This window comes from Chlorogloeopsis sp. ULAP01 (assembly GCF_030381805.1).
Taxonomy (GTDB): domain Bacteria; phylum Cyanobacteriota; class Cyanobacteriia; order Cyanobacteriales; family Nostocaceae; genus Chlorogloeopsis.
On record NZ_JAUDRH010000001.1, the window covers coordinates 300,012 to 324,337 of the forward strand.

18 protein-coding genes are annotated in these 24,326 nt (G+C 42.8%); 11 read left to right on the top strand and 7 right to left on the bottom strand.

What is annotated here, in order from left to right:
• Positions 1 to 10 precede the first annotated feature (10 nt).
• From QUB80_RS01475 to QUB80_RS01485, 3 genes are all read left to right on the top strand, one after another.
• Positions 11 to 256, top strand: a complete 246-nt coding sequence (locus QUB80_RS01475) for a hypothetical protein (RefSeq protein WP_289787719.1) — start codon at positions 11 to 13, stop codon at positions 254 to 256.
• 114 nt (positions 257 to 370) lie between these two features.
• Entirely contained in the window at positions 371 to 1,069 is a 699-nt protein-coding gene (locus tag QUB80_RS01480; protein ID WP_289787720.1) for a CAP domain-containing protein, read from the top strand.
• A 44-nt stretch (positions 1,070 to 1,113) separates the two neighbouring features.
• Positions 1,114 to 1,983, top strand: coding sequence for an alpha/beta fold hydrolase (locus QUB80_RS01485; RefSeq protein WP_289787721.1), 870 nt, complete (start codon positions 1,114 to 1,116; stop codon positions 1,981 to 1,983).
• 46 nt (positions 1,984 to 2,029) lie between these two features.
• On the opposite strand, the gene QUB80_RS01490 is transcribed toward QUB80_RS01485, so the two are convergent.
• The 5 genes from QUB80_RS01490 to carA form a co-directional block, all read right to left on the bottom strand.
• Positions 2,030 to 2,332 carry a DUF1816 domain-containing protein gene (locus QUB80_RS01490; RefSeq protein ID WP_289787722.1) on the bottom strand — a complete coding sequence of 101 codons (303 nt, stop codon included), beginning with the start codon at positions 2,330 to 2,332 and terminating at the stop codon, positions 2,030 to 2,032.
• A 68-nt stretch (positions 2,333 to 2,400) separates the two neighbouring features.
• Positions 2,401 to 3,453, bottom strand: coding sequence for a 23S rRNA (guanosine(2251)-2'-O)-methyltransferase RlmB (rlmB, locus tag QUB80_RS01495; RefSeq protein ID WP_289787723.1), 1,053 nt, complete (start codon positions 3,451 to 3,453; stop codon positions 2,401 to 2,403).
• An 86-nt stretch (positions 3,454 to 3,539) separates the two neighbouring features.
• Positions 3,540 to 4,019 carry a Mini-ribonuclease 3 gene (locus QUB80_RS01500; RefSeq protein ID WP_289787724.1) on the bottom strand — a complete coding sequence of 160 codons (480 nt, stop codon included), beginning with the start codon at positions 4,017 to 4,019 and terminating at the stop codon, positions 3,540 to 3,542.
• A gap of 461 nt (positions 4,020 to 4,480) precedes the next feature.
• Positions 4,481 to 4,876, bottom strand: a complete 396-nt coding sequence (locus tag QUB80_RS01505) for an STAS domain-containing protein (RefSeq protein WP_289787725.1) — start codon at positions 4,874 to 4,876, stop codon at positions 4,481 to 4,483.
• Positions 4,877 to 4,984: 108 nt separating this feature from the next.
• On the bottom strand, positions 4,985 to 6,151 hold the full coding sequence (gene carA, locus QUB80_RS01510; RefSeq protein ID WP_289787726.1) for a glutamine-hydrolyzing carbamoyl-phosphate synthase small subunit: 1,167 nt from the start codon (positions 6,149 to 6,151) through the stop codon (positions 4,985 to 4,987).
• 457 nt (positions 6,152 to 6,608) lie between these two features.
• Here carA and QUB80_RS01515 point away from each other — a divergent pair, with 457 nt between their 5' ends.
• Entirely contained in the window at positions 6,609 to 7,694 is a 1,086-nt protein-coding gene (locus tag QUB80_RS01515; protein WP_289787727.1) for a retropepsin-like aspartic protease family protein, read from the top strand.
• Here the strand turns inward: QUB80_RS01515 and trpD are convergent.
• A complete protein-coding gene (gene trpD, locus QUB80_RS01520) occupies positions 7,624 to 8,841 on the bottom strand; it encodes an anthranilate phosphoribosyltransferase (RefSeq protein ID WP_289787728.1) in 1,218 nt (405 codons plus the stop codon). The genes QUB80_RS01515 and trpD overlap by 71 nt on opposite strands.
• 288 nt (positions 8,842 to 9,129) lie before the next feature.
• Here trpD and QUB80_RS01525 point away from each other — a divergent pair, with 288 nt between their 5' ends.
• From QUB80_RS01525 to QUB80_RS01550, 6 genes are all read left to right on the top strand, one after another.
• Entirely contained in the window at positions 9,130 to 12,192 is a 3,063-nt protein-coding gene (locus QUB80_RS01525) for a PAS domain S-box protein (RefSeq protein ID WP_289787729.1), read from the top strand.
• 550 nt (positions 12,193 to 12,742) lie between these two features.
• The gene (locus QUB80_RS01530) at positions 12,743 to 14,650 is read left to right on the top strand and encodes a cyclase family protein (RefSeq protein ID WP_289787730.1); all 1,908 of its coding nucleotides are present in this window, start codon (positions 12,743 to 12,745) and stop codon (positions 14,648 to 14,650) included.
• A 96-nt stretch (positions 14,651 to 14,746) separates the two neighbouring features.
• Complete coding sequence (locus QUB80_RS01535; RefSeq protein WP_289787731.1) at positions 14,747 to 16,243, top strand: aldehyde dehydrogenase family protein; 1,497 nt, start codon at positions 14,747 to 14,749, stop codon at positions 16,241 to 16,243.
• Positions 16,244 to 16,450: 207 nt separating this feature from the next.
• Positions 16,451 to 17,755, top strand: coding sequence for an acetyl ornithine aminotransferase family protein (locus tag QUB80_RS01540; RefSeq protein ID WP_289787732.1), 1,305 nt, complete (start codon positions 16,451 to 16,453; stop codon positions 17,753 to 17,755).
• Between the two features lie 620 nt (positions 17,756 to 18,375).
• On the top strand, positions 18,376 to 20,139 hold the full coding sequence (locus tag QUB80_RS01545; RefSeq protein WP_289787733.1) for a choice-of-anchor I family protein: 1,764 nt from the start codon (positions 18,376 to 18,378) through the stop codon (positions 20,137 to 20,139).
• A 263-nt stretch (positions 20,140 to 20,402) separates the two neighbouring features.
• Positions 20,403 to 21,314, top strand: coding sequence for a DUF1338 domain-containing protein (locus tag QUB80_RS01550; protein ID WP_289787734.1), 912 nt, complete (start codon positions 20,403 to 20,405; stop codon positions 21,312 to 21,314).
• A 232-nt stretch (positions 21,315 to 21,546) separates the two neighbouring features.
• On the opposite strand, the gene QUB80_RS01555 is transcribed toward QUB80_RS01550, so the two are convergent.
• The gene (locus QUB80_RS01555) at positions 21,547 to 22,773 is read right to left on the bottom strand and encodes a type IV pilus twitching motility protein PilT (RefSeq protein WP_289787735.1); all 1,227 of its coding nucleotides are present in this window, start codon (positions 22,771 to 22,773) and stop codon (positions 21,547 to 21,549) included.
• A 295-nt stretch (positions 22,774 to 23,068) separates the two neighbouring features.
• On the opposite strand from QUB80_RS01555, the gene QUB80_RS01560 reads away from it, so the two are divergent.
• On the top strand, positions 23,069 to 24,229 hold the full coding sequence (locus QUB80_RS01560; protein ID WP_289787736.1) for a DUF58 domain-containing protein: 1,161 nt from the start codon (positions 23,069 to 23,071) through the stop codon (positions 24,227 to 24,229).
• The last annotated feature ends 97 nt before the right edge of the window (positions 24,230 to 24,326 follow it).

Consider the following 24,326-nt stretch of genomic DNA (forward strand, 5'->3'; position numbering starts at 1 on the left):
AAGATAAGCCATGATACAAGAAATTAGATCCAATGAACCGCAATATATTTGCGTTGTCAAGGTTGATAGTCTTACAAATAACGAAGACGAAGAAATTATGGCATTTGGTGTATCTGAGGATGATGCAAAAAATCAAGCCCAGCAATTATTAGCAAGAAATTATGAATGCAATGAATCGCAAATTTTAGAATTAATCCAGGAGGCTAGAATTGAGCCGATAGGACAATGGTGTGCTCCTCAAGAACGTCAAGTATAGCAAATTTCTAGTTAAAATTTTCTATTTATTTTACACTCCAGAAAGTTTTTCTCTGTGTGTGAATCTAACTACATATCGGCTCATTCTCATTACTACTAAATTGTGAAATCGTTCATGCGTCGAATACTATTTTGGGTATTTGCTCCTGCGAGTTTCCTAACCGGATGCTCTGTTGAGCAAGTATTTCAACCTAAATCTATTACTTCTGAAGTACCCCAAACAAACTCTGACTTAATGACAAGAGGAAAAACCCTCTCGCCATTGGAACAACAAGTGATTGCCGAAATGAATCAGGCAAGGACAAATCCCGCAGGTTATGCGGCAGTATTGGAAAACTACAGAAAACGCTTTGCAGGTAATCGAGTCAGAATTTCTCAAAATGTTTATTTACAAACTCAAGAAGGTGTCAAAGCTGTCGATGAAGCGATCGCCTTTCTTAAATCTGTCCGTCCTATATCAAGCTTAACTGCATCTGTTGGTATGTCTTTGGCAGCGAGAGATCATGTTAAAGATCAAGGAGCAAAAGGCATAACAGGGCATTACGGTAGCGACGGTAGCGATCCCTTTACTCGCATTAGCCGTTACGGTAGTTGGCAAAAAACTGCTGGTGAGAACATCAGCTATGGTTCCTACACGGCACAAGATATTGTCATGCAGTTAATTATCGATGATGGAGTGCGCGATCGCGGTCATCGCCAAAATATGTTTAACTCTGCTTTTAAGACAACAGGGGTTGCTTTTGGCATTCATAGCACCTACAGGCAGATGTGCGTTATTACTTATGCAGGGGCATATGTAGAAAAATCGGTTTAATATTTAATGACAAAATTAGAAAATATAGAACACATGAACTAAATATGAGTACGGAAAGATTAGATCGCAAAATTAACTCCACCTCACCTGCTGTGAATCTCAATGTCCATATCCAGGGTACAGGCTTTCCTATTCTTTGCTTACACGGACATCCTGGTTCTGGCTCTAGTCTTTCTGTTTTTACCAATCACCTCTCAAACCGCTTTCAAACTATCGCCCCTGACTTACGTGGCTATGGCAAAAGCCGCTTTTATGACAATTTTGATATGACTGACCATTTGATAGACTTAGAGGCGCTTCTAGACCGCTTAAATATTGATAAATGCTTGATATTGGGATGGTCATTAGGTGGGATTTTAGCAATAGAATTGGCGCTACGACTACCAGAGCGCGTTAGCGGACTAATTTTGGTGGCAACAGCAGCTAGACCGCGCGGTAATCATCCGCCTGTGAGTTGGCAGGATAATGTTTATACTGGAGTTGCCTCCCTCTTGAATTGGATCAAACCAAGTTGGGATTGGAATATCGAGACTTTTGGTAAGCGATCGCTATTTCGTTATCTCATTCAACAACACACGCCTACTACCTATAGCTATATAGCCAAAGACGCTGTGCCAGCTTATTTACAAACTTCACCTGCTGCAACTCGCGCTCTCTATACGGCAATCAAAGCAGGATACAATCGAGTAGCCGATCTCAATCAGATTCAGTGTCCTACTTTGGTACTTTTTGGCGATCAAGATTGCCATATTACAGCTGATTCCAGCTTAGAAACAGCCAAAAGCCTCAACAATTGTTATTGGCAATGTTATGCCAATACCGCCCATCTTTTCCCATGGGAAATACCCACTCAAGTGCTGAGTGATATTGATCATTGGCTGAGAGCGCATCCACAAGTGGTTAACTATAGCTAATAGCTATTAGCTATTAGCTATTAACACTTAGCAATTAGCCTATAAATTACATTTGACCGCTAAAGGCAGGCCTTACTTTACGGTCAACTCTTTCCCCCAAGTCTTCGGCAATAGTTAAATTATCAGGTTTGCAGCGCTTAACGTTCACAATTATGCCTTGCGCTCCTTCCTGTTCCAAATCTTCTACATAACCTTTCATGGCAGCTTTTGCATCCGCAGAATTCAAAAATGGGCCAAAGTAGTAGGTGCAGCGGGGATTTTGTGTGACAACCTCTACCCACCAAGCCAAGCCAAAGCTCTGGAATGCGTTAATCAACAATTCCTTAAAGTCATCCAAAATATTTTTCATGGTTTTCGCTGATTTATAGGGTTTTAAAGGTTTGCTGCTAATTTTCTTTTACATTTCTTTATACTCTGTTACTCTTCTTTTTTCCAGTGAGTTCTCTGTAGTTTATCGAAATGCAGTGTATTTATCCATCTTTTGCGATAAATTTCATACAACGCCATACCTATTGCGACAGATGCATTTAGGCTAGGGGTTTTACCCTGTAAGGGAATTGATACCAGAACATCGCAGTAGCGTTGTGTTAACATACTCAGCCCTTCACCTTCTGAGCCGACTACCAAAACGATAGCACCACTGAAATCTACTGTATGTATCGGTTTGCTCACATCGGCAGCTGTACCGTAAATCCAAAAGCCTGCGGCTTTCAATTCTTCCAAAGCGCGGTGCAGATTCACTACTCTAGCAACAGGAAAATTTTCTAACGCGCCAGCTGCTACTTTCATGACTGTAGAAGTGATCCCAGTTGCTCGGCGTTGGGGGATCACTAATCCTTGAGCACCGATCGCTTCGGCTGTGCGAATAATTGCCCCTAAGTTATGGGGATCTGTGATTCCATCAGCAGCAACAATTACCGGATCGGTGACAGCTTTTGCCTGTTCAATTAATTCATGTAAATCAATATAGTCGTAGGGAGCAATTTGTGCTGCTATCCCTTGGTGATTGGCTTGCTCGGTAATTTGATCTAGGCGCTTGGGATCAACTTCGTCCACAATTGCGCCATTTTCCTTTGCTTGTAAAATCAGAGAGTGAAAACGAGAGTCATAACGCAAGCGGGGAGTAATCCAAATCCGGTTAAGACGACGCTGACTTTCCAAGGCACTTAACACCGGATGACGACCGTAAATGAGATCGCTATCTTGTGTTTGCTTTCTGGTTGGTTCCCTATCTGGAGCTTGCCTTCTGGTTAGTTCTGTGTCTTTTGTTTGTCTTCTAATTGGTTCGCTATCTAGAGCTTGCTTTTTAATCGGCTCCTTACTGGATATTTGCTTTTTAATTGGCTCTTCATGGGTACCTTTAAAAGTGCGAAGAGTTTTAGAAACGACTCGTTTGCCCTTCAATTTTAAGGTTTGCCCACGATTCGTTTCACCAGAAGTCTTAATTACTTTTTTTGTTTTATGCGCCATATCAAAGTCTTGGGTTATGCGTAGGAGTGGGCATCCCTAATTCACTTATCATCTCAATTTACCGAACCAAGATAAGGTATTTATAACTACTTTTCTAAATGTAGTTTTTGTAGTAGTTCGGTTAAGCGTTGATAATTGGTGAGGTATAGGTAGCCAATTAAAGTCTCTAAACTTGTTGCTTGTTGATAAGTTTCGGGATCAACTCTTTTTGGACGTCCTGTGGCGGCATTTCGACCCCTTCGGACAATTTCTAACTCGTTTTGTTGTAAATGCGGCATGAGCGATCGCAAATGCAGCGCCTGCTTTTCTGCTCGAACTTGTGCCACAACTAATCGATGATAGGCTTCACTTCGCTGAGGTGGCAGTAAATAGAACATTCTAACATAAAATTCATAAATAGCGTCTCCCAGGTATGCCAAAGCCGCAGGGGAAAGTTGTTGCAGTTGTGCCTGGGGAATTTGTTGAGATATATGCTCTGTGCTTGCCTTCAGTGTTTGGCACCAAGATGAATCTGGCTTGGAAGGCTCATCTTGCTCGTGTAATGGCTTTTCCTCCTTTGCTTTCACAAATTAATCATTCCTGGTTGTCTATTTTTGGAAGGCTTTATTTGCTGATTTACTCTTGAGTGCAAACTGTAGTGCAGGTTTATCAAGCATAAATCCAGGCTACAAAATCAACTCACTAATTTTAGCGTTTTCATCCGGCATTAGCATTTTGTCAACTGCGGGTTGAAAGAATATTTGGCGAGAAAATGAAAATTTTTGGAAGCTGCTGCTTAAAGAATCATACTCAGGATATGTTTTTCAAAAAGGAAGTTTTTCTTAGCATAGAATGAACTCTAGAGGTGTGAAACAGATAATTTTGATTTTTTATACTTTTTTTGGGATTGTTCTCTACATCAATTTCGACTTCATTTCTGTAGATTTTGAAATTTGAAGTTCATCCTCAATTCCTGTGGATAAAAATTAAGCTATCCGATGTTTAAATCTGGATAGCTAATTTCAACTCATCGGTCAAGCAATCAAGACTACTTGATGTTTTCTAGAGCCGCTTCAACTGATGGTTGCAGGGAGAGAAACTTCTCTAAGCGAACAAGCTTGACTGTTTGAGTCACACGGGCATTGGTGACAATTTGCAAAGTACCGTTGGAGTTCTGCGCCTGCTTGGCTAGCTGCACCAGAGCGCCCAAGCCAGAACTGTCAACAAAGTCAATTTGTGAGAGATCCAGAATAATGTGCTTTGGTCCCTCATCAATCTTACTTCCGAGAACTTTGCGAAATGTCGGTTCGGAAAAAGCATCTAACAAACCTGTGAGGCGGAATAGCTGACAGTTATCCCGGACTTCACGAGTACCTCTCAGGCTCACGGTTAGATTTAGTGGTTCAGCAATAATTCCCTCCTCATAGTTATGGTGAACGCTCAAGTATAGATGGTTTTTGTGGAAGTTGTCTACATTGGGTACAGGGGATCGGGGATCGGGTATTAAGGTTTCTTTGTTCCTAGTCCCTAGTCCCTAGTCCTTTCTCCATTTTTACTTTACTTCAGCCGTTTCTGCTTGACGCGCCGATCGCATTATTTGGACAAACTCTTCAAACAAATAATCGGCATCGTGGGGGCCTGGAGATGCTTCTGGATGGTACTGTACTGAGAATACAGGTAAGTTTTTGTGACGTACACCAGCTACCGTGCGATCATTCAAGTTGAGGTGGCTAATTTCCACAACTTGTTGGGGCAGAGAATCTGGATCAAGTGCAAAACTGTGGTTTTGGCTGGTAATTTCCACTCTTCGCTGTAACCCTGCGGGCTGATTTAAACCACGGTGTCCAAATTTAAGTTTAAATGTTTCTGCTCCCAAGGCATGACCTAAAATCTGGTGTCCCATACAAATGCCAAACATCGGTTTTTGAGCTGATAGTAGCGCCTTAGTAGTTTCAATTCCTTCGGTAACAGCAGCTGGATCACCAGGGCCATTAGAAAGAAAGATTCCATCTGGATTGTATTTGAGAATTTCCTCTGCTGGAGTATCAGCAGGTACGACAATCACCCGACAGTTGTAACTGGCCAAGCGCCGCAAGATATTACGCTTGATCCCAAAATCCAAGGCTACAACAGTTAATGTTTCCCCTGGATTGGCTGTGGCATCAGGATTAAATTCCCAAACAGAGTCAGTAGGCTCTAACCATTCATAAACCTTTTGTGTAGTCACTTCGCGGACAAGATTTAATCCCCTCATGCTTGGAGCTGCTAGTACTTTTTCTAACAGTTCTGCTTCATCCATAATCTCTGTAGAAATACCGCCATTCATAGCCCCAAAGTTGCGAATTTTACGCGTCAGGGCGCGGGTATCAATACCATAAATGCCGGGAATTTGGTGTTGTTTGAGATAGTCAGGCAAAGATTGTGTAGAGCGCCAGTTACTTGGGCGCATACAAATATTGCGGGCGATCGCTCCTCGCACTTGCGGTTGTTGTGATTCCTCATCCTCTTGATTAACGCCTGTGTTCCCCAATTCAGGATAAGTAAAAACTACTATCTGACCACAGTAACTAGGATCGGTCAACACTTCTTGATATCCGGTCATACCAGTGTTAAACACCACTTCTCCAACCACGGTACCCATTGCGCCAAAAGACCAACCGCGATAACTAGTTCCATCAGCAAGTACAAAGAGAGCAGGTGTTGCATCAAGCAGGGGCATAAGCAATTCTTATTGTAAAAACAAGCAGCAATTCGTCAATTCTATTTTGTTAACGGACTTCAGGATAGTAAAGCAAAACTTAAAGAATTATGAACTAGGTTTTGGATACTGATTTTCGTCATAATTTATGCCGCATTAATTTTAACCTAATTCAACTAAAAATTTTTCATGGGTGCTAGTGCTGCTGTGATATATTAGAGAGTGCGTCACAGGCCGAAAAATCGCGCTTAACGTTAAGCGTAGGATACATGAATGGCTAGAAAGTAATAATGGTAAGAATGTAGGGAAAGTCCTCTGCTCAAAATGCTTAGAAATTTAAATACCGTAAAGTTGAGCATATAATACTGCTCAAAATTTATTAGCGGACAGGGCAATCGAAGCCGTTTCTTCGGCCTCTACCCTACAACGCAGGGTAAACCCCTGGTAAAAGCCAGTGGGCAATGCATTACAAATAATTATGCTTCAGTCTTCTTTATCCCAAGCTGCGCTAATTTTTCTCTCTACGACAATGGTGGTTTTCGCTGTTGCCTGTCGCGAAGATAAACAAACAGTTGTAACGGCTTATAAGCAAGAGTCTAAACCAACGGCATCCAGTAGATTTGAACCTGACACCACAAAACTGGCACCAACTGCAAGCCCAGAACAAGTCAAAACTTCTGATGAATTGGCAGCCAGTATTTTTGGATTAGGGCTAGATAAAGCTGCCAGCGCCCATACTATCAGCCAATCGGCTCAATCTACAGAAGATTGGAATCTCGTGGCAAGTCAATATCAAGATGCGATCGCGCTGATGAAGCAAGTGGAACGCCACAGTGCCTACTTTGAGATCGCTCAAACCAAAATTCTGGAATACCAACGCTTGTCGAGATCCGCTCAACAGCAAGCTTCTCCTATTGTTTTACCAGCACCGAAAGTCAAACCACAGAAGTTAATAGTTGCCACTCCAAAAACATCCTTCACACCCAAGCCTCCACAACTACCTCCCCCAGTAAAAGCAGAACAACAAACGCAGCCTTCGCCGACTGCTTTAGATACTATAAACAATCAACAACAGATATTTGTTACCCCTAATACCAAACGTAGCGAACCAGTAGTATTTGTTGCTCCAATCAAACGCCGAGTAGGAGGCACACCTATCATCGAAGTCACCTTTAATGGTGAGCAACAATTTGAGATGATTGTGGATACGGGAGCAAGTGGCACTGTCATCACCCAACCAATGGCAGCTGCCTTGGGAGTTGTGCCTGTAGGAAAAGCAAAGGCAAACACTGCCAGTGCCAAAGCTGTAGAATTTCCCGTGGGCTATGTAAATTCAATCGAAGCTGGCGGGATAACTGTCACGAAAGTGGGAGTAGCGATCGCTGGTTCAGAACTGGAAACAGGACTGCTGGGACACGACTTTTTTGGTGACTACGAGATCACAATTAAGCGTGATGTTGTAGAATTTCGCCCCCCATCTCACTCGCAGCAACTCAATTCTCCAGAAACTGGACTAACTGTTCCAACTTCGCCCAAGCCACGCCGCTTTGAAGAATATCCTTAGCTGCCTGTATACCTTGAGTATGATCCATCAACGGTATTGCACCACCCACTTGCAATGCCAAAGCAGCATTTAAAGCCACTACATCTTGTTGCTCAACAGTTCCTTTACCTTGAAGTACTGCCTTGAGAATCTCGGCATTTTCCTGTACATCGCCACCCTTGAGCGCTGTTATAGGAGCAGGGGTTAAGCCCAGTTCTTGAGGATTTACTGTAGTTAACTGTACCTCTCCTGCCGATAATACAGCCAAGTCAGTGAAATCACCTAAACCAGCTTCGTCTAATTTTTCTCGTCCATGTAGAACAATTGCCTGTTGCGTACCTAGTCGCTGCAAGGCTTGAGCAACTGTTAACAACAATTTGGGATCAAAAATGCCAATTACCTGGGCTGTTGGACGTAAGGGATTTACTAAAGGCCCTAGTAAATTAAATACTGTTCGCACTTTGAGAGTTTTTCGCAAAGAGGCAACCGCTTTGAGTGCTGGATGCCAACCAGGGGCAAACAAGAAAGTGATCCCCACCTCGGCGAGTGCAGCTTCTACCTTCTGACTAGAGGAACTCAAATTTACGCCCAAAAATTCCAACACATCCGCGCTACCGACACGACTTGATGCTGAACGGTTGCCGTGTTTGGCAACTGGCACACCATAAGCAGCAGCAACAAAGGCAACTGCGGTAGAAATATTAAAAGTTGATGCTCCATCTCCCCCTGTGCCACAGGTATCGATGAAGGGGGTTGAAGAAGACACGGAGAGGTTGAGACGCGGTGAGGAAGTCGGAGTCTTGGCGGTTCCCGTCGAGTCCGAACTTCCGAACCCGGAGGGTGACGCGGAGAAACTTTTATTCATATTCCCCGTGTCTGGGTGTCCCCGTGTCCCCGTGTCCTCTTTATTCCCCGTGTCTGGGTGTCCTCCAAGAGACTGGGATTGCAAGACTTCCGCCATTCCCGCCAATTCATCAGCACTCACGCCTTTACAATGCAATGCAGCTAAAATTGCCCCCGATAATTCTGGAGCGATCGCTTCATTTAACCATCCTTGCATCAATTCTGCTGCTTGAGTACGGGATAAGGATTGGCCATCTAGTAATTGTTGCAATAGAATTGACCAGCTAACTGAGGATTCTGGAGCAGGAATTGGCGAATAATTCATAAATAGATTTGATACTCCCATTTTTGGCATGGGGACTCTTGGCAAGAGACAATTGGGAAAAACAATTTGGTTCCCTTCTGCTATCTGCCTTGGTTTAATAGCGTATTAAATCATTACACACTGTTTTAAGCGTTTGCTCAAGCTTTTTTCATTCAATCGCACATCTACTCAAGCATAAGTAAAAAGTATTAATTGTTGCTTTAAAGTTACTAATATTATTTAGCTATGACTGTATAAATTTTTGAAAGCAAAAGTTTTTGGAAATTGCCGTAATTTTACCATGGCTTTTTGGCGTCAAATAAATTACAAATTTACGAGCATTATTTATCTGCCTCAGAAAAACATCAAAAGTTTCAGAGACAATATCGTCTGTGTCGTGCTGAGGGCGAATACCGTTGGATTTTGGATACAGCAGTACCACAATTTGCAGCAAATGGTAGTTTTCTTGATTATATTAGCTACGCTGTGGACATTACTGACATTACTGATGTCAAACCTCAGTTCGCCACAGTATCAGAAGATGAAGCTGGTTTGGAACTGGCTTTGGATACAGCCCAAATGGAAGTTTGGAATAGGAATATTAGAGTGCTAGAGATGACACACCAGCAGGAAGAAATCGCTGTTGATTTAGCAAAACAAGAGCTAGAAGATTCCGTAGAGGAACGGGTAAAAAATTTAAACGAGGATCAGGTGCAACTGCAAGATAGATTTTTCCAACTGTCGTTGGATATGCTTTGTGTTGCTGGGTTCGACGGGTACTTCAAACTACTCAATCTGGCTTGGGAACAAACCTTGGGTTGGACAAAGGCAGAGTTAAAAAGATTACCATTTATTAACTTCGTACATCCAGATGATCGGGAAATAACTCTTGCCTATGCACAAAAACTTGCTCAAGGGATCGAAAACGTTGCTTTTGAAAATCGTTACCGTTGCAAAGATGGTTCCTATAAATGGCTGTTGTGGACATCGAGAACACTGCCCGAACAACAACTAATTTATGCTGTAGCACGAGATATTTCGGAGCGCAAACAGACAGAAGAGGCGCTACAAGCAAGCTATAACCTTTTAAATTCGGTGATTAACAATGCTGCTGATATCATCCTTGTTAAGGATATTCAAGGGCGCTACGTAATGGTTAATTCCGCTTTTGCCCGCTTTTTTCAAAAGCCGATTGAGGAAATTATTGGTAAAGATGATAAGGAGTTTTTTGAGGCAGAAATAGTGTCTCGAATCAGGGAAATAGATTTAAGAGTAATTGCTACAGGAGTTGCCGAAACGTTTGAGGAATTGATACCCCAAGATGGAGTAAATCACACTTACCTGACAACTAAAAATCCTTGGCGTGATAGCCAAGGTAATATTATTGGTTTAATTGCTATCACTCGTGATATTAGCGATCGCAAACGTAGTGAAGAATCCCTACAAGCCCTGGTAGCAGGAACTGCCTCAGTTACGGGCGAAGAATTTTTCCCTGCTCTGGTGCGTCATTTAGCCAATGCTTTGGGAGTTCGCTACGCCTTAGTTGCTGAAAAATTAGATCAAAATTTAGATAGAGTAGTATCTTTGGCGTTCTGGGAAATAGATAAGCCAGGAGAAAACTTTGATTATGAATTGGCTAATACTCCTTGTGGAGTCGTTTACCAAGACGGAGTACGTTGCTTTGCCCGTGGTTTGCAGCAACTGTTTTCCCAAAGCCAATATGTAGCGGCTATGAAGCTAGAAAGTTACTTAGGAACGCCTATTATAGATACGTTTGGTAATATTATTGGCCACTTGTGTGTATTTGATACAAAACCGATATTACAAGAAGAATATGCTCAGGCAATTTTAAAAATCTTTGCCGCACGAGCGACAGCAGAACTACAACGCCAGCGTGTGGAATTTGCACTGCGACACTCTGAGAGAAAGTTTCGAGAACTTGCCTCCAAAGAATCACTACTGAACCGTCTGGCAAGCCAAATTCGTGCTTCGTTGGATATTAATACTATTCTGGAAACCGTCGTTACCGAAATCCGCAATCTACTACAAATTGATTTATGTCTTTTCACCTGGTATTGTTCTGAGGCGCAACCTCCCCACTGGGAGATTGTTCAAGAAGCAAGAAACCCTGCTGTACCAAGTTTAATGGGTTTAAGCTCAACTACTGAAGAAGTAGGGGCGATCGCCCAAAAGATTTTCTATAAAGAAATCATCAGGCTAGATGAAGTTCAAAATATACCTGAACAACAGTTTTTCGTCGGTTTGGGGTTAACAGCCATACTGGTACTGCCAATTCATACTCAATCTGGTGAAATAGGTGGTTTAGCTTGCAATCACTTTAGTGGCTACCGACATTGGCTCGATAGTGAGGTGGAGTTGTTACTGGCGGTTGCAGATCAAGTTGCCATAGCTATAGATCAAGCAGAACTCTATAAACAAAGTAATGTTGCTGCTCAAACTGCTCAAGAAAAAGCGCAGCAGTTAGAAGAGACTTTAAGCGAACTGCAAGCAACTCAAACGCAACTGATTCAAACTGAAAAAATGTCAAGTTTGGGACAGCTGGTTGCTGGTATTGCACACGAAATTAACAACCCAGTTAACTTTATCCATGGGAATATCAACCACGCGAGTGAATATACACAAGATTTACTGCGTCTAGTAGAACTTTACCAACAGCACTATCCCAATTCGGTGGCAGAAATTCAAGAGGAAATTGAGGCGATCGATTTAGAGTTTCTCAGCCAAGATTTGCCCAAAATTCTCACTTCAATGAAAATTGGCACCGATCGCATTCGTCAAATTGTTATGTCTTTACGCAATTTCTCTCGTTTGGATGAAGCCGATATGAAAGAGGTTGACATTCACGAAGGGATTGATAATACTTTATTGCTACTACAAAATCGCCTTAAAGCTAGATCAGAACATCCAGAAATTCAGGTTATTAAAGAATATGCCAATCTTCCACCTGTAGAGTGCTATGTTGGACAACTCAATCAGGTATTTATGAATCTACTAGCTAATGCGATCGATGCTTTGGAAGAGGGACAAGGGATAGGGCATAGGGGACTAGGAATAACTTCTCCCAATCCCCAATCCCCACTTCCACAAATTCACATTCGCACTCAACTTCAAGGAAATATTGTATCGATTCACATAGCTGACAATGGCCCCGGAATGAAAGAAGAAATACGACAAAAGTTATTCGATCCCTTCTTCACCACAAAACCTGTCGGTAAAGGTACGGGTATGGGATTATCAATAAGTTACAAAATTATCGTTGAAAAGCATCAAGGTCACCTTCAGTGTATTTCAGCACCAGGTGAAGGAGCCGTGTTTGCGATCGCAATTCCCCTACAACAATCTAAACCCTAATTATTCTACTTACCTATAAAGTAATTACTGCAACATATTCTGACAAAACAGTTAGCTATCGTGATGATAGGTAAAATTTTGACTGCTCTCAATTCAATATTGCGAGAAAATATGAAAATTTCGTACTTCAATTTAGATTATGTAATATGAATACAAACTCTCATAATATATATGTAAACTCATGAATTTGGTTATTTATACAGTTATACAGGTATTAATTATTTTTCCTTCTTGTGAATAAAAGAATTAGATATCGGAGCAACTTAAGTAAATTTAACCAAACCTTAGTCACAAATTATCTGATTAGCTGCTAATCTATTAATAATTCACTTTTTGCTGCAACATTTGAACCCTCCAAAACCTTTTTTATGTGTTTTGGGGGGATTCTCTATTTAAAGTGTGCAAACCACTTAAAGTATGAAGCCTTTATACTTAACTTTGGTAAGCTAATACCAATTTAAAAAAGGATTAAGGGCAAATGGATTCACCCAACCCTGACACACCAAGGAGATTTTCAACTCCATTTTCCAAAATCGTATAACTAGCGTCTATGGATTGCGATGCAAGAGTGTTTCCAAAGAAAATCGGCTCTGTGATAGAAACTGCCAAATCATACTTGCTCAACCAAGTTGTAGCTAAAGCCAACGAGATCGACACTAACCCAGATATTTTAATGGGTGCATTGCGCGGTCTTGGAGAATTGGGTTTACTAGCATTACGCGTTCCACGTCATTGGGGTGGAAAAGAAGTTAGCGAGACAACTTTTGGTGAATTTCAAGAACTGATAGCGCAGTATTCTGGTGCATTAGCTTTCCTGCAAACTCAACACCAAAGCGCTGCTGGTATGCTTGTTACCAGTAGTAACTTCTCTGTTCAGCAAGCATATTTACCTCGGATGGGGAATGGTGAAGTTCTAGTGGGCGTTGGCTTTTCTCAACTGCGACGTGAAGGTGAACCACTAACTGTAGCTGTACCAGTATCAGGAGGATATCAACTAGACGGAATTGTACCTTGGGTAACTGGATGGGGTATCTTTCAGGATTTTATCATCGCTGCCACATTACCTGACGGTTGTGCAGTTTTTGGAGTTGTGCCTTTTCAAGAAACCGAACAAGAATCGGGAGGTAGAATCACGTTTTCTCCCCCAGCCGAACTAGCGGCAATGACATCAACTAATACTGTCACTGCAACCCTAACTCGCTACTTCTTACCTCAAGAACTTGTAGTTGCTATTAAACCTGTTGGTTGGATTCATGAAAACGACAAAAACAACGTCCTCCGCGCTACCTTTCTAGCCACAGGTTGCGCTCTCGCAGCTCTGGATATTATCGAGTCTACCGCACAGACTAAATCCTTGAGAGCGATCGCTAATGCTTTTGTATCTCTTCAGCAAGAACTAAGTAACTGTCGCACCGCCATTCATCAAGCACAACAAAATCCTGGTTTAGAACTGGAAAAAAAATTACAACTACGAGCTTGGGCAGTTGATTTAGCAACACGCATAGCTCATGCAGCCGTTACTGTTTCCAGTGGTGCTGCTAATTATCTGCATCACCCAGCACAGCGCGTATATCGTGAGGCGTTGGTGTTTACTGTTACAGGACAAACTAGTGCTGTGATGGAAGCGACATTGGAGAGGTTAACGCGGAGGTGGGGAGAGGAAGAGGATAAGGGGAATGAAGAAGACACGGGGACACGGAGACGCGGGGACACGGAGAGAGTTTCTGATAATTTCTCAGCGTCTTCTATCTCCGCGTACAAAAGTATTACTTACTCACAAATCATTCACCTCAGCCATGTCATTGACTCTGATATCCCTCAGTGGCAGGGCGATCCGAATGTAGAGTTTGAGACTGTAGCAGAATTAGAAAAAGATGGTTATTATCTCCGGCGTTTTTCCTTAGGGGAACACAGTGCTACCCATATTAACGCTCCCAAAAGTTTTCACAAGTTTGGTTTAGGCATTGATCAATATCCTGCTCAATCCCTTGTTGTACCTGCGGTGGTAATTAATATTCAACAACAAGCAGCAGTCAATCCAGATTATACGCTGGCGATCGCAGATATTTTGGCTTGGGAGAAACAGCATGGAGAAATACCACCTGATAGCGTTGTCTTACTATATACAGGTTGGCAAGAAAAATGGAGCGATCGCATTGCCTTTATGAACCAGGATGCTCAAGGAAATATGCATTTTCCTGGGTTTGGTAGGGATGCAATTCAATTTCTAATTAATAAGCGTCAAATAGCTGGAGTCGGAATTGATACTCACGGCGTAGATCCTGGGCAAGATACCACTTTTGCCATCAATAGTTTGGTATTGGAGAAACCACGTATTGTCCTAGAGAATCTCGTTAATTTGGATCGACTACCACCAAAAGGAGCTACCCTCGTGATTGGCATTTTAAGATTACGAGATGGTTCGGGTTCTCCTGCTGGGGTAATAGCATTAAGCTAATTGTCTTTTTTTACTTGACGCCAACTTTGAAAACAAGCCACAATTGCTACAATTTAGTACAAAAGTTCCAGCCTATTAGTCGGAGTGCTGAATATTATGACTACTCCGCTCATTTGCAATAATTACATTAACGGTAAATGGGAGGATGCTGCATCGGCAGCTACTCTAGAAAGCCGTAACCCTGCGAACAAGCATGAAGTCGTTGCGACTTTCCCGCGTTCGAGTGCAACTGATGTAGATGCAGCAGTAAGCGCTGCCCGCCAAGCTTATCGCAGTTGGCGACTTGTCCCCGCCCCAGCTAGAGCAGAATACGTTTTTAGAGTTGGGGAATTACTAAGCAAATATAAAGAAGAACTAGCACAATTAATTAGTCGGGAAATGGGTAAGCCCCTCGTGGAAGCGCGGGGAGATGTGCAAGAAGGTATTGATTGCGCTTTTTATAGTGCGGGTGAGGGGCGGCGGTTGTTTGGGCAAACTGTACCCTCGGAAATGCCCAATAAATTCGCCATGACGGTACGGATGCCCATCGGTGTTTGCGCCCTGATCACTCCTTGGAATTTCCCGATCGCTATCCCGTGTTGGAAAGCAATGCCAGCTTTGGTGTGTGGCAATACCATCATTCTTAAACCAGCGGAAGATACTTCTGCTTGTGCCACTAAACTGATCGAAATTTTTGCAGAAGCAGGTTTGCCACCGGGAGTTGTTAACTTGGTGCATGGAGTAGGTGAAGAAGTAGGAAAAGCTTTAGTTGAACATCCCGATGTGGATTTGGTATCGTTTACAGGTTCCTCTGAAACTGGTGCAGAAGTCGGCGCTACTTGCGGGCGCACTCACAAGCGTGTGTGTTTGGAAATGGGTGGGAAGAATGCCCAAATAGTCATGGAAGACGCAGACTTGCAACTTGCCCTTGATGGTGCAGTTTGGGGAGCATTCGGTACTGCCGGGCAACGATGCACCGCTACAAGTCGCTTGATTCTGCACCGGGATGTCAAGGAAAAATTTACCACCATGCTCAAAGAACGTGCCAGTAAAATCCGTTTGGGCGCTGGCACCGATCCTAATACCGAAGTTGGGCCGATAATTAATGAAAGGCAACTGCAACGGGTAAATAAGTATCTAGATATTGCCCGTGAGGAAGGAGCAACAGTATTAATTGGTGGAGAAATTGCTCGCGAGGGAGAATTACAACACGGTTACTTCTTTGAGCCGACTATTCTCGACAATGTCACACCCCAGATGCGAGTTGCCCGTGAAGAAATATTTGGCCCAGTGGTAGCTTTGATAGAGATTAGTAATTTTGAAGAAGCTATAAATATCTTGAATGATTCAAACTATGGTCTTTCTTCTTCAATTTACACCCGCGATATCAACCGTGCCTTTGCTGCCATGCGCGATATTGAAGCCGGAATTACTTATATAAATGGCCCTACTATAGGAGCAGAAGTACATTTACCCTTTGGTGGTGTGAAGCATACTGGCAATGGGCATCGGGAAGCGGGAACTACTGCTTTGGATGTTTTTACGGAATGGAAAACTGTATATGTAGATTTTTCAGGTAGTCTACAACGTGCTCAAATTGACAATCGAGAATAGTTAGACAAAACAACACAGATGCCTGACTGTTTGAAAAAGTCGGGCATCTAACAGGGCGTATTTTGCATTTGATTTGATTGTTCTACATTAATTTTGCAAGCTACCCATTACTATAATCACGAGCCAAAATAGAATCAAATACTACTGCAAGCGCTTGGAAATCAGCGTTAATTTTGAGTAGCAATTATTTCAAAATTCTAAAGAACAATGTTAAGTATTTCTCTAAATAAAAATTTACCACGATCGCCTCGTTTAGTAACTTCTTTACCTGGCCCCCGTGCTAGGGATCTTGTGGAACGCGATCGCGCTGTGACTTCTCCTTCCTATACCCGTGACTACCCTTTGGTTGTCGCTCGCGGTGAAGGCTGTATGGTGGAAGATGTGGATGGCAACATCTTTTTAGATATGACTGCGGGAATTGCCGTCACTGCCACAGGACACGCTCACCCGGAAGTTGTGCAAGCTATTCATGAGCAAGCCGCCAAGCTGTTGCATATGTCGGGTACTGATTTTTACTACGAACCAATGGTAGAATTGGCAGAAAAGTTAGCTAATCGCGCTCCTTTTCCCGATAATGCGAGAGTATTTTTTACCAATTCTGGTGCGGAATCTAATGAGGGTGCTATCAAACTAGCAAGATACCACACCGGGCGTTCTCTAATCGTTGCCTTCTTAGGAGGATTCCACGGACGCACCTACGGGGCAATGTCTTTAACTGGTTCTAAAGCAGTACAAAGAGCAGGATTTGGCCCTCTTGTTCCAGGTGTAACGCATATTCCCTACGGTACTCACGCTAGCTTAGATTATCTAGAAAAATATCTATTTCCGGCAATGTTACCACCCCATGAAGTGGCGGCGATTGTTGTTGAACCAATTCAAGGTGAAGGCGGCTACATTGTGCCAGAAGATGGATTTTTACAGCGCATTCGCCAAATATGCGATCGCTATGGCATTCTCATGGTAGTCGATGAAGTGCAATCGGGGATAGGGCGCACCGGTCGATTGTTTGCAGTTGAGCATTGGGGTGTGATGCCCGATATTATTACTACAGCCAAAGGTATTGCCAGTGGATTACCTTTGGGGGCAATTATTTCTCGTCCTGAAATTATGACTTGGCCTCCCGGTTCCCATGCTACTACCTTCGGTGGTAATCCCGTTGCCTGCGCTGCTGCCCTTGCTACCCTACAACTTCTGGAAACTGGCTTGATGGCAAATGCCTCCCACATGGGAGAACTATTGCAAGCTGGTTTGACTCAGTTGCATGACTCGTTTCCTAGAGTTTCGCTACCACGGGGTAAAGGTTTGATGGTAGCAGTAGATTTACTGGATGAGGAAGGTAATTTAGATTCCAAATTACGCGATCGCATTCTCCAAGCAGCTTTTTTACACGGTTTATTGTTGCTGGGTTGCGGCAAGGCTGCGATCCGCTTCTGCCCTCCTTTGGTTATCGATAGTGACCAAATTCAGATAGCTCTAAGTATTTTTAAGGAGATATTAAGTAATTTAGAGTGAGAATGAGCGATCAGAATAAAGGAAGCCGACACCCTTAAGGGTGCGAGTACACGGACAAAGCCTGCCGAGGCAGGCTTTGTTTGTATAGCCACAGGCTAAAGCCTGTGCAATCTGAATAAATTCGGGTTCATTCACATCTTGTACCTCGCCCTAAAATGCCTGGTACTGAAGTTCGTTTCTTAGAGCTACTGTCAGTTACAACTAACTGAGAATCCTACCTAGTCTGCTTAAGCAGACTTTCACTTGAAGCCAAGAAATAAGTTTTTTGGCAGACAAGAGCACAGGTGTAAGACATGAGTTCATCAAAGATGGCACTAAAAGATATTTTGCCCGATGATAGCAAACACTGAATAAATTCAAGTTTTATGTACCTTTTCTATAAAGAATAAGTAAAAATACGGCTTTTTTACCTTTAGTTAACCTAAATTAAACTTTTTCTTAATCTTTGACCGATATTTTTCAAAAGTAACTGTAATCGCTAATCGATGTAATCCCACCTAATAAATTCCTCAAAGTACTGAGTGGGTGTTTTTTCGTGCTCTCATTTTGGGATCAGGGATAAATCTTACCTAAATCTAATTGGTATCTCTCGGCTCAACGCTCAATTATTTCCGAAAATCATGACTTTTAACATCAAAAAGCTTATCGGTTTAGTTGCTTTATCTGCTGCTTTGTTGGTAGTATTGGCGACACCAGTAAATGCAGTTTTGCTCAAACCTATTGGTACTTACAGCACAGGTTTATTTGATGCTGGGGCTGCCGAAATTCCTACCTATGATCCAAAGACTCAACGTTTATTTGTAGCCAATGGTGCTAGTAACACTATTGATATCATCAGTATCAAAGAGCCTACTAATCCTTCACTGGTGTCAGCCATTGATATTTCTCGCTTTGGTAGTAGTGTTAATAGTGTCGCCTTTAATAACGGCATACTGGCAGCAGCAATCGATGCGGATAATCCACAAGATCCAGGCAAAGTGGCGTTTTTTGATGCTAATGGAGAATTTATCCAATCTGTGACAGTAGGAGCAATACCAGATATGCTGACTTTTACACCGGATGGTACCCGTGTATTAGTGGCAAATGAAGGTGAACCAAATCAGAACTATGACGTTGATCCTGAAGGTTCAGTTAGTATTATCAATTTGTTAGGTTCGAGTCCTAGTAGAAAACCTGCTGCTGTGGTGCAGGGGCAAATTCTCAATTCTAATGCCAACATTGCACGACGTTTCAATCCCAGCGTAGTAAATGTTAGCTTTACTAAGTTCAACAGTCAGGTTGATAAACTACGTGCTGCTGGGGTGCGAATTTTTGGGCCGAATGCCACGGTAGCACAAGATTTAGAGCCAGAGTATATCACTGTTGCTGATGATGGTAAGAAAGCCTGGGTAGTCTTGCAAGAAAACAACGCGATCGCAGTTCTCGATTTGATTAATAATGAATTTACCGACATTATCCCCTTGGGCTTTCAGGATCACAGTTTAGGAGAAAATGCCCTTGATGTTAGCGATCGCGATAACGCCATTAACATTGCTAACTGGCCTATCTTGGGTATGTACCAACCCGATGGTATTGCCTCCTATAAAGTTAGAGGTAAAACCTACATTGTCACCGCTAACGAAGGTGATGCTCGTGATTACGATGCTTTTAGTGAAGAGGTGCGAGCTGGTAATAGTAGATATCTACTAGATTCTAATGTTTTTTCCAATGCTACCGAACTCAAGCGTCCAGAAAATTTGGGTCGGTTGACTGTCACTAACGCTCTAGGTGATGTGAATGGGGATGGGCAATTTGAGCAGATATATTCGTTCGGATCTCGCTCCTTCTCGATTTGGGAATGGGATGAGGCGAACAATAAACTTAACCGAATTTACGACAGTGGCAGTGAATTTGAACGCATCACAGCCCAAAGGTTTCCTAGCTTCTTCAACTCTAACCACGTGGAGAACAGTTTCGATACCCGCAGTGATGACAAAGGGCCAGAACCAGAAGATGTGAAGATTGCTAGAATTAATGGCCGCTTCTATGCGTTGATTGGATTGGAACGCATTAGTGGTGTGATGGTTTATGACGTTACCAATCCCCAAAAACCCGTTTTTGTCAACTATTTCAACAACCGTAACTTCAGTGTTCCAACAAACTTCGGCGATCAAACTAACCCAGCAGCAGGAGATTTAGGCGCAGAAGGTTTGCTGTTCATCCCCGCTACAGATAGCCCTAATCGCCAGCCATTACTGGTTGTGGCTAACGAGGTAAGTGGAACAACAACTCTGTTTTCCATTGATATTTCTAGAGGGAAGAAATCTTTTAACCAGTCTGGATTGATTTTTGGCATTATGGCCTTTGGTTCTGTAGGTATCTGGAAATTCCAACGGCAACGCTAGATTTGGGATCTCAATAACCATAAGGTGGGTACTGTCCACAATCTAAAAACAAGAGTTTGAGGAAAGTTAGGCATTGCCCACCCGACAAAAATTGCTAAAGAGGGGTGTACTGCATTAACTTGCAATTCGTAATTCAATTCGAGAAAAAGCATGGTGGAAAACTATATTGCCATTTTGTCCTTCTTCAGTGCAGAATTTGTGATTGAAATTCCGATTACACAGAAATTCTGCGCTAGTGTTGATACATGAATTAGGATGTCCCTATGAAGCGTCTACTTGCCCACCACCTTTGGGAATTGCTTTGGCAAGAATATAGCACCAGGGTAAGTTATGCTCGAACCTATGCAAAAATGATAACTAATGCTGGTGGAACTGTCGCCAATGACCATATCGCCTTTCGGTCTTTACGCTTAACGGTGGATAGTTCACATGGTAAGGTGAACCTGGGAATAGACTATCTAGCTCAACTTGCCAAAGCTTTAGGTTACGAAGCCGCAGGGGAGTATACTTTTCCAGACAGCCATCTTTACGCTCGTCATTATCGCCATCCTCAACAAGAAGAACTTGATTTGCCCAAGTTGTTTATCAGCGAGTTGATTGTGGATGAACTGCCAGAGAAGACTGCACAACTTATTCACAAAACAGTATCGGGCGTAAATCTATTTAGCTTTTCAGCCATATTTGATACATACGGTCATGATCGCGATCGCCTCGCCAAAGAACTGGAGAAAGTTTTTACCTATCATTGGCAACCTCCCCATCGCTCTGATGTAGAAGAAGTCAGCAAAGTCACTCAATACGGTGCATGGGTGCTGCTGCACGGTTATGCAGTCAATCACTTTACAGGCTATGTTAATCGGCAAAACACTCCAGAGTATCCAGATATCGATACTACAGCTCGTGGTTTAGCTAATTTAGGCGTACCAATGAAAGCCGAAATTGAGGGTGATGTTGCTTGCGGTTTGCGACAAACTGCAACGCAAGCAGTGACTGAATACGTGACAGTCTTAGATGATATTACAGACACAGAAATCCAAGTTCCCTGGACTTACGCCTATTACGAAATCGCCCAGCGTTATATGGTGGAAGTAGAGCCTGGGAAGCCAGTGCTGTTTGATGGTTTTTTAGGAAAGAATGCCCAGCAGTTGTTTGAAATGACTCGTGTAAACAGGTAAGGATTGGTTGAATGTCGCTGCCGTCGCGTCTCTACATAGACTTCTTACAAAAATCAGGATCTAGGTTAATTACAACCACAAATGGACACTGATAAAATCTGTGTTTATCGGTGTCCATCTGTGGTCGATTTATTTCAACTAGAACGTACCGAGTTACGAAATATTAAACCGCAGGGAATGCTGAAAACATCGAGGAAAGAGGTTTTTGCAGGGATTGTGTGTACCGCAAGGGTTATCGCGGAAAAAAGTCAGAATAACCCCAATTACGCCGGGTAGAATGAGATGGATCGAAACCTTCATTGCGGGAACGACGCCGCAAGTCACCCACATCTGGTGAGGCATTAATCGCATCTTCAATACTAATTTGTCCAGATAGCATGAGCTGACAGAGGGCTTGATTCATTACCTGCATTCCCTCATGAGTGCTATCTTCCATCAACTGGAAAGCTTCTGTTTCCTCGCCCTTCAACAAGAAATCTTGCATAGCAGGTGTATTGATTAATACTTCCATTGCCGCAGCCCGTCGCCCATCTGTTGTCGGCAGCAAAATTTGCGCAATGACTGCAACCAATGATTCGAGGATTTGGACACGCATAGCCGCTTGCTCTTCGGGATTGTAAATGTTGAGCAGGCGGTTAATGGCACCGATAGCATTCTTCGTGTGGAGAGTTCCTAAAACTAAGTGACCGGTTTGTGCTGCTTTTAGCGCTGTATCTACAGTCACGCGATCGCGCATTTCCCCAATCAAAATTACATCTGGATCTTCCCGCAATAGCGATCGCAAAGCCTGGTGAAATTCATGGGTATGCAATCCCACTTCCCGTTGACTGATTAAGCATTGTTGGGAGGTGTGAACGTATTCGATTGGATCTTCAATTGTGATAATGTGTTTTTGGGTTGTTTCATTGAGATGACGAATCATCCCCGCTAAGGTAGTAGATTTACCAGCACCTGTTGGCCCTGTGACTAAAATTAATCCCTGCTTATTACTAACAATACGTTTGAGAACTGACGGCAAGCTTAAATTATCAATCGAAGGCACCTCAAGGGTAATTAGCCGTAATACCATTGCACCACCGCTTAAGCTTTCAAAACAGTTGACACGACAGCGCAAAAATCCAGGATAAAAAATAGCCGTGTCCAATTCTTTATTTTCTGTAAATTGCTGACGCTGCAATGGAGTGAGAATCTCTGACAAGTAGGCTTCAAAAATTTGCGGCGTAACTATCTCTCCTGCCTGATATGCCACCATCTGCCCCCCAATCCGAAATCTGGGTACTTCACCTACGCGAATATGAATATCAGAGGTTTTACGGGCATGGGCATCGCGCACCATCTGCTGAATAGAAGAAAATGTTGTCGGAGTTTGTCCTATTTTTCCTAAAAGAAAGTGATTTGGGGGTGGTAGTGGTAGCGAAAGTTTTGAAGTCCCTACTTGGGACATGATTTTGTCTTCCATTTGTGTTTCCTCTAGCAAGAAAAATTACATATAAATTTTTTCTAACGATTTACATTAGGTTTAAAAAATACGATTCAAGCCGTGTAGATACTTAGATTTTAAATCTTCTCCGTTAATCTACTCATTTTTGAAAACAACTTCATCAATTCTTCAGAAAAGTCTTTATCTATATGAGTTTTAAGGTTATTGAGTTAGCCTTGAAAGTAAATATTTAGCTATTATTAATGGTTTTTTAGTTTTCGTATTTAAAGTAATATTTTCAACCCACTATTGTTTGCTTGATTGTGTATAAACTATGAAAATTATTAAGCGTATTACCACTTGGTTAGAGATTTGTGCTAGCACCCCTGCCTACGGTGGTTGGGTATTGGCGGGAATTGCCATTTGTTTTTTTGGAGCTGGCATTAATACAATGGCTGGTTGGCTTTATGTTCTTAGTGGCGTCAGTTTTGCTTTGTTGGGTTTAGCGGCTGTTTTACCACCGCGATCGCTCGTGGGTTTAACCGTGAAACGGCGTTCGATTGAGCCAATCACAGCCGGAGACAGTTTGACAATTGAATTAGAAATAATCAATTCTAAAAAGCAGCCTGTCAACTTAATCCAGGTTACAGATCTGCTGCCTTTCGTTTTGGGGAAACCACAACAGCAAGCAATAGAAACAATTCCCGCTCAAAAAAGCTACCGTTGGATCTACTATCAACCCACTGTGCGCCGGGGAGTCTATCGCTGGCATACAGTTGATCTGGGGAGTGGTGCGCCCTTGGGATTGTTTTGGTGTCGCCGCCAGCGCGATTGTGCTGCCACTGCAATTGTGTATCCTACGGTGCTAACCCTGACAAACTGTCCCCTCATCGATGAAATTGGGCAAGAAGACAGTCTCAAAGGCGATCCCTGCGGTAAACCATTGCAGACAGCAAACGAAGGACTCGTGCGATCGCTACGTCCATATCGCATCGGCGATCCCATGCGTCTAATTCACTGGCGTACCAGCGCCCGCTACGGAGAATTACGATTGCGAGAGTTAGAAATGATGACTGCCGGGCAAGACACAATTATTGCCCTTGATAGCGCTGCCAACTGGGAAGAAGACAAATTTGAGCAAGCAGTAATTGCCGCAGCTTCACTGTATTTTTATGCACAGCGACAGCAAATGCAGGTGCAACTGTGGACTGCATCTACAGGTTTAATTCAAGGCCATCGTGTGGTTTTGGAAGCCTTAGCAAAAACCAATTCAGGTGAAGATGCCATAAATGAATGTCCTAAAAGTAACCCTATAATTTGGCTCACCCAAAATCCCTTAACCCTCTCTTCGCTTTCTAGGGGTAGTCGTTGGGTATTGTGGCAAAATTTGACAGCCACACCAGAAAAAGTAGTAGTAAATAGGGAGAATCCTGGAATTGTGCTGCAAGCAGAGCAACCACTACAACTCCAACTGCAAAAATCATTGGGTTTATAGTCTGTGCGAATTCAATGAATTCATAATTTCAATATCAGGCGATCGCAACCATTTAACGTAATCTCTGCTTTGTTTTGCTCCCAGTACGCTTAGGATC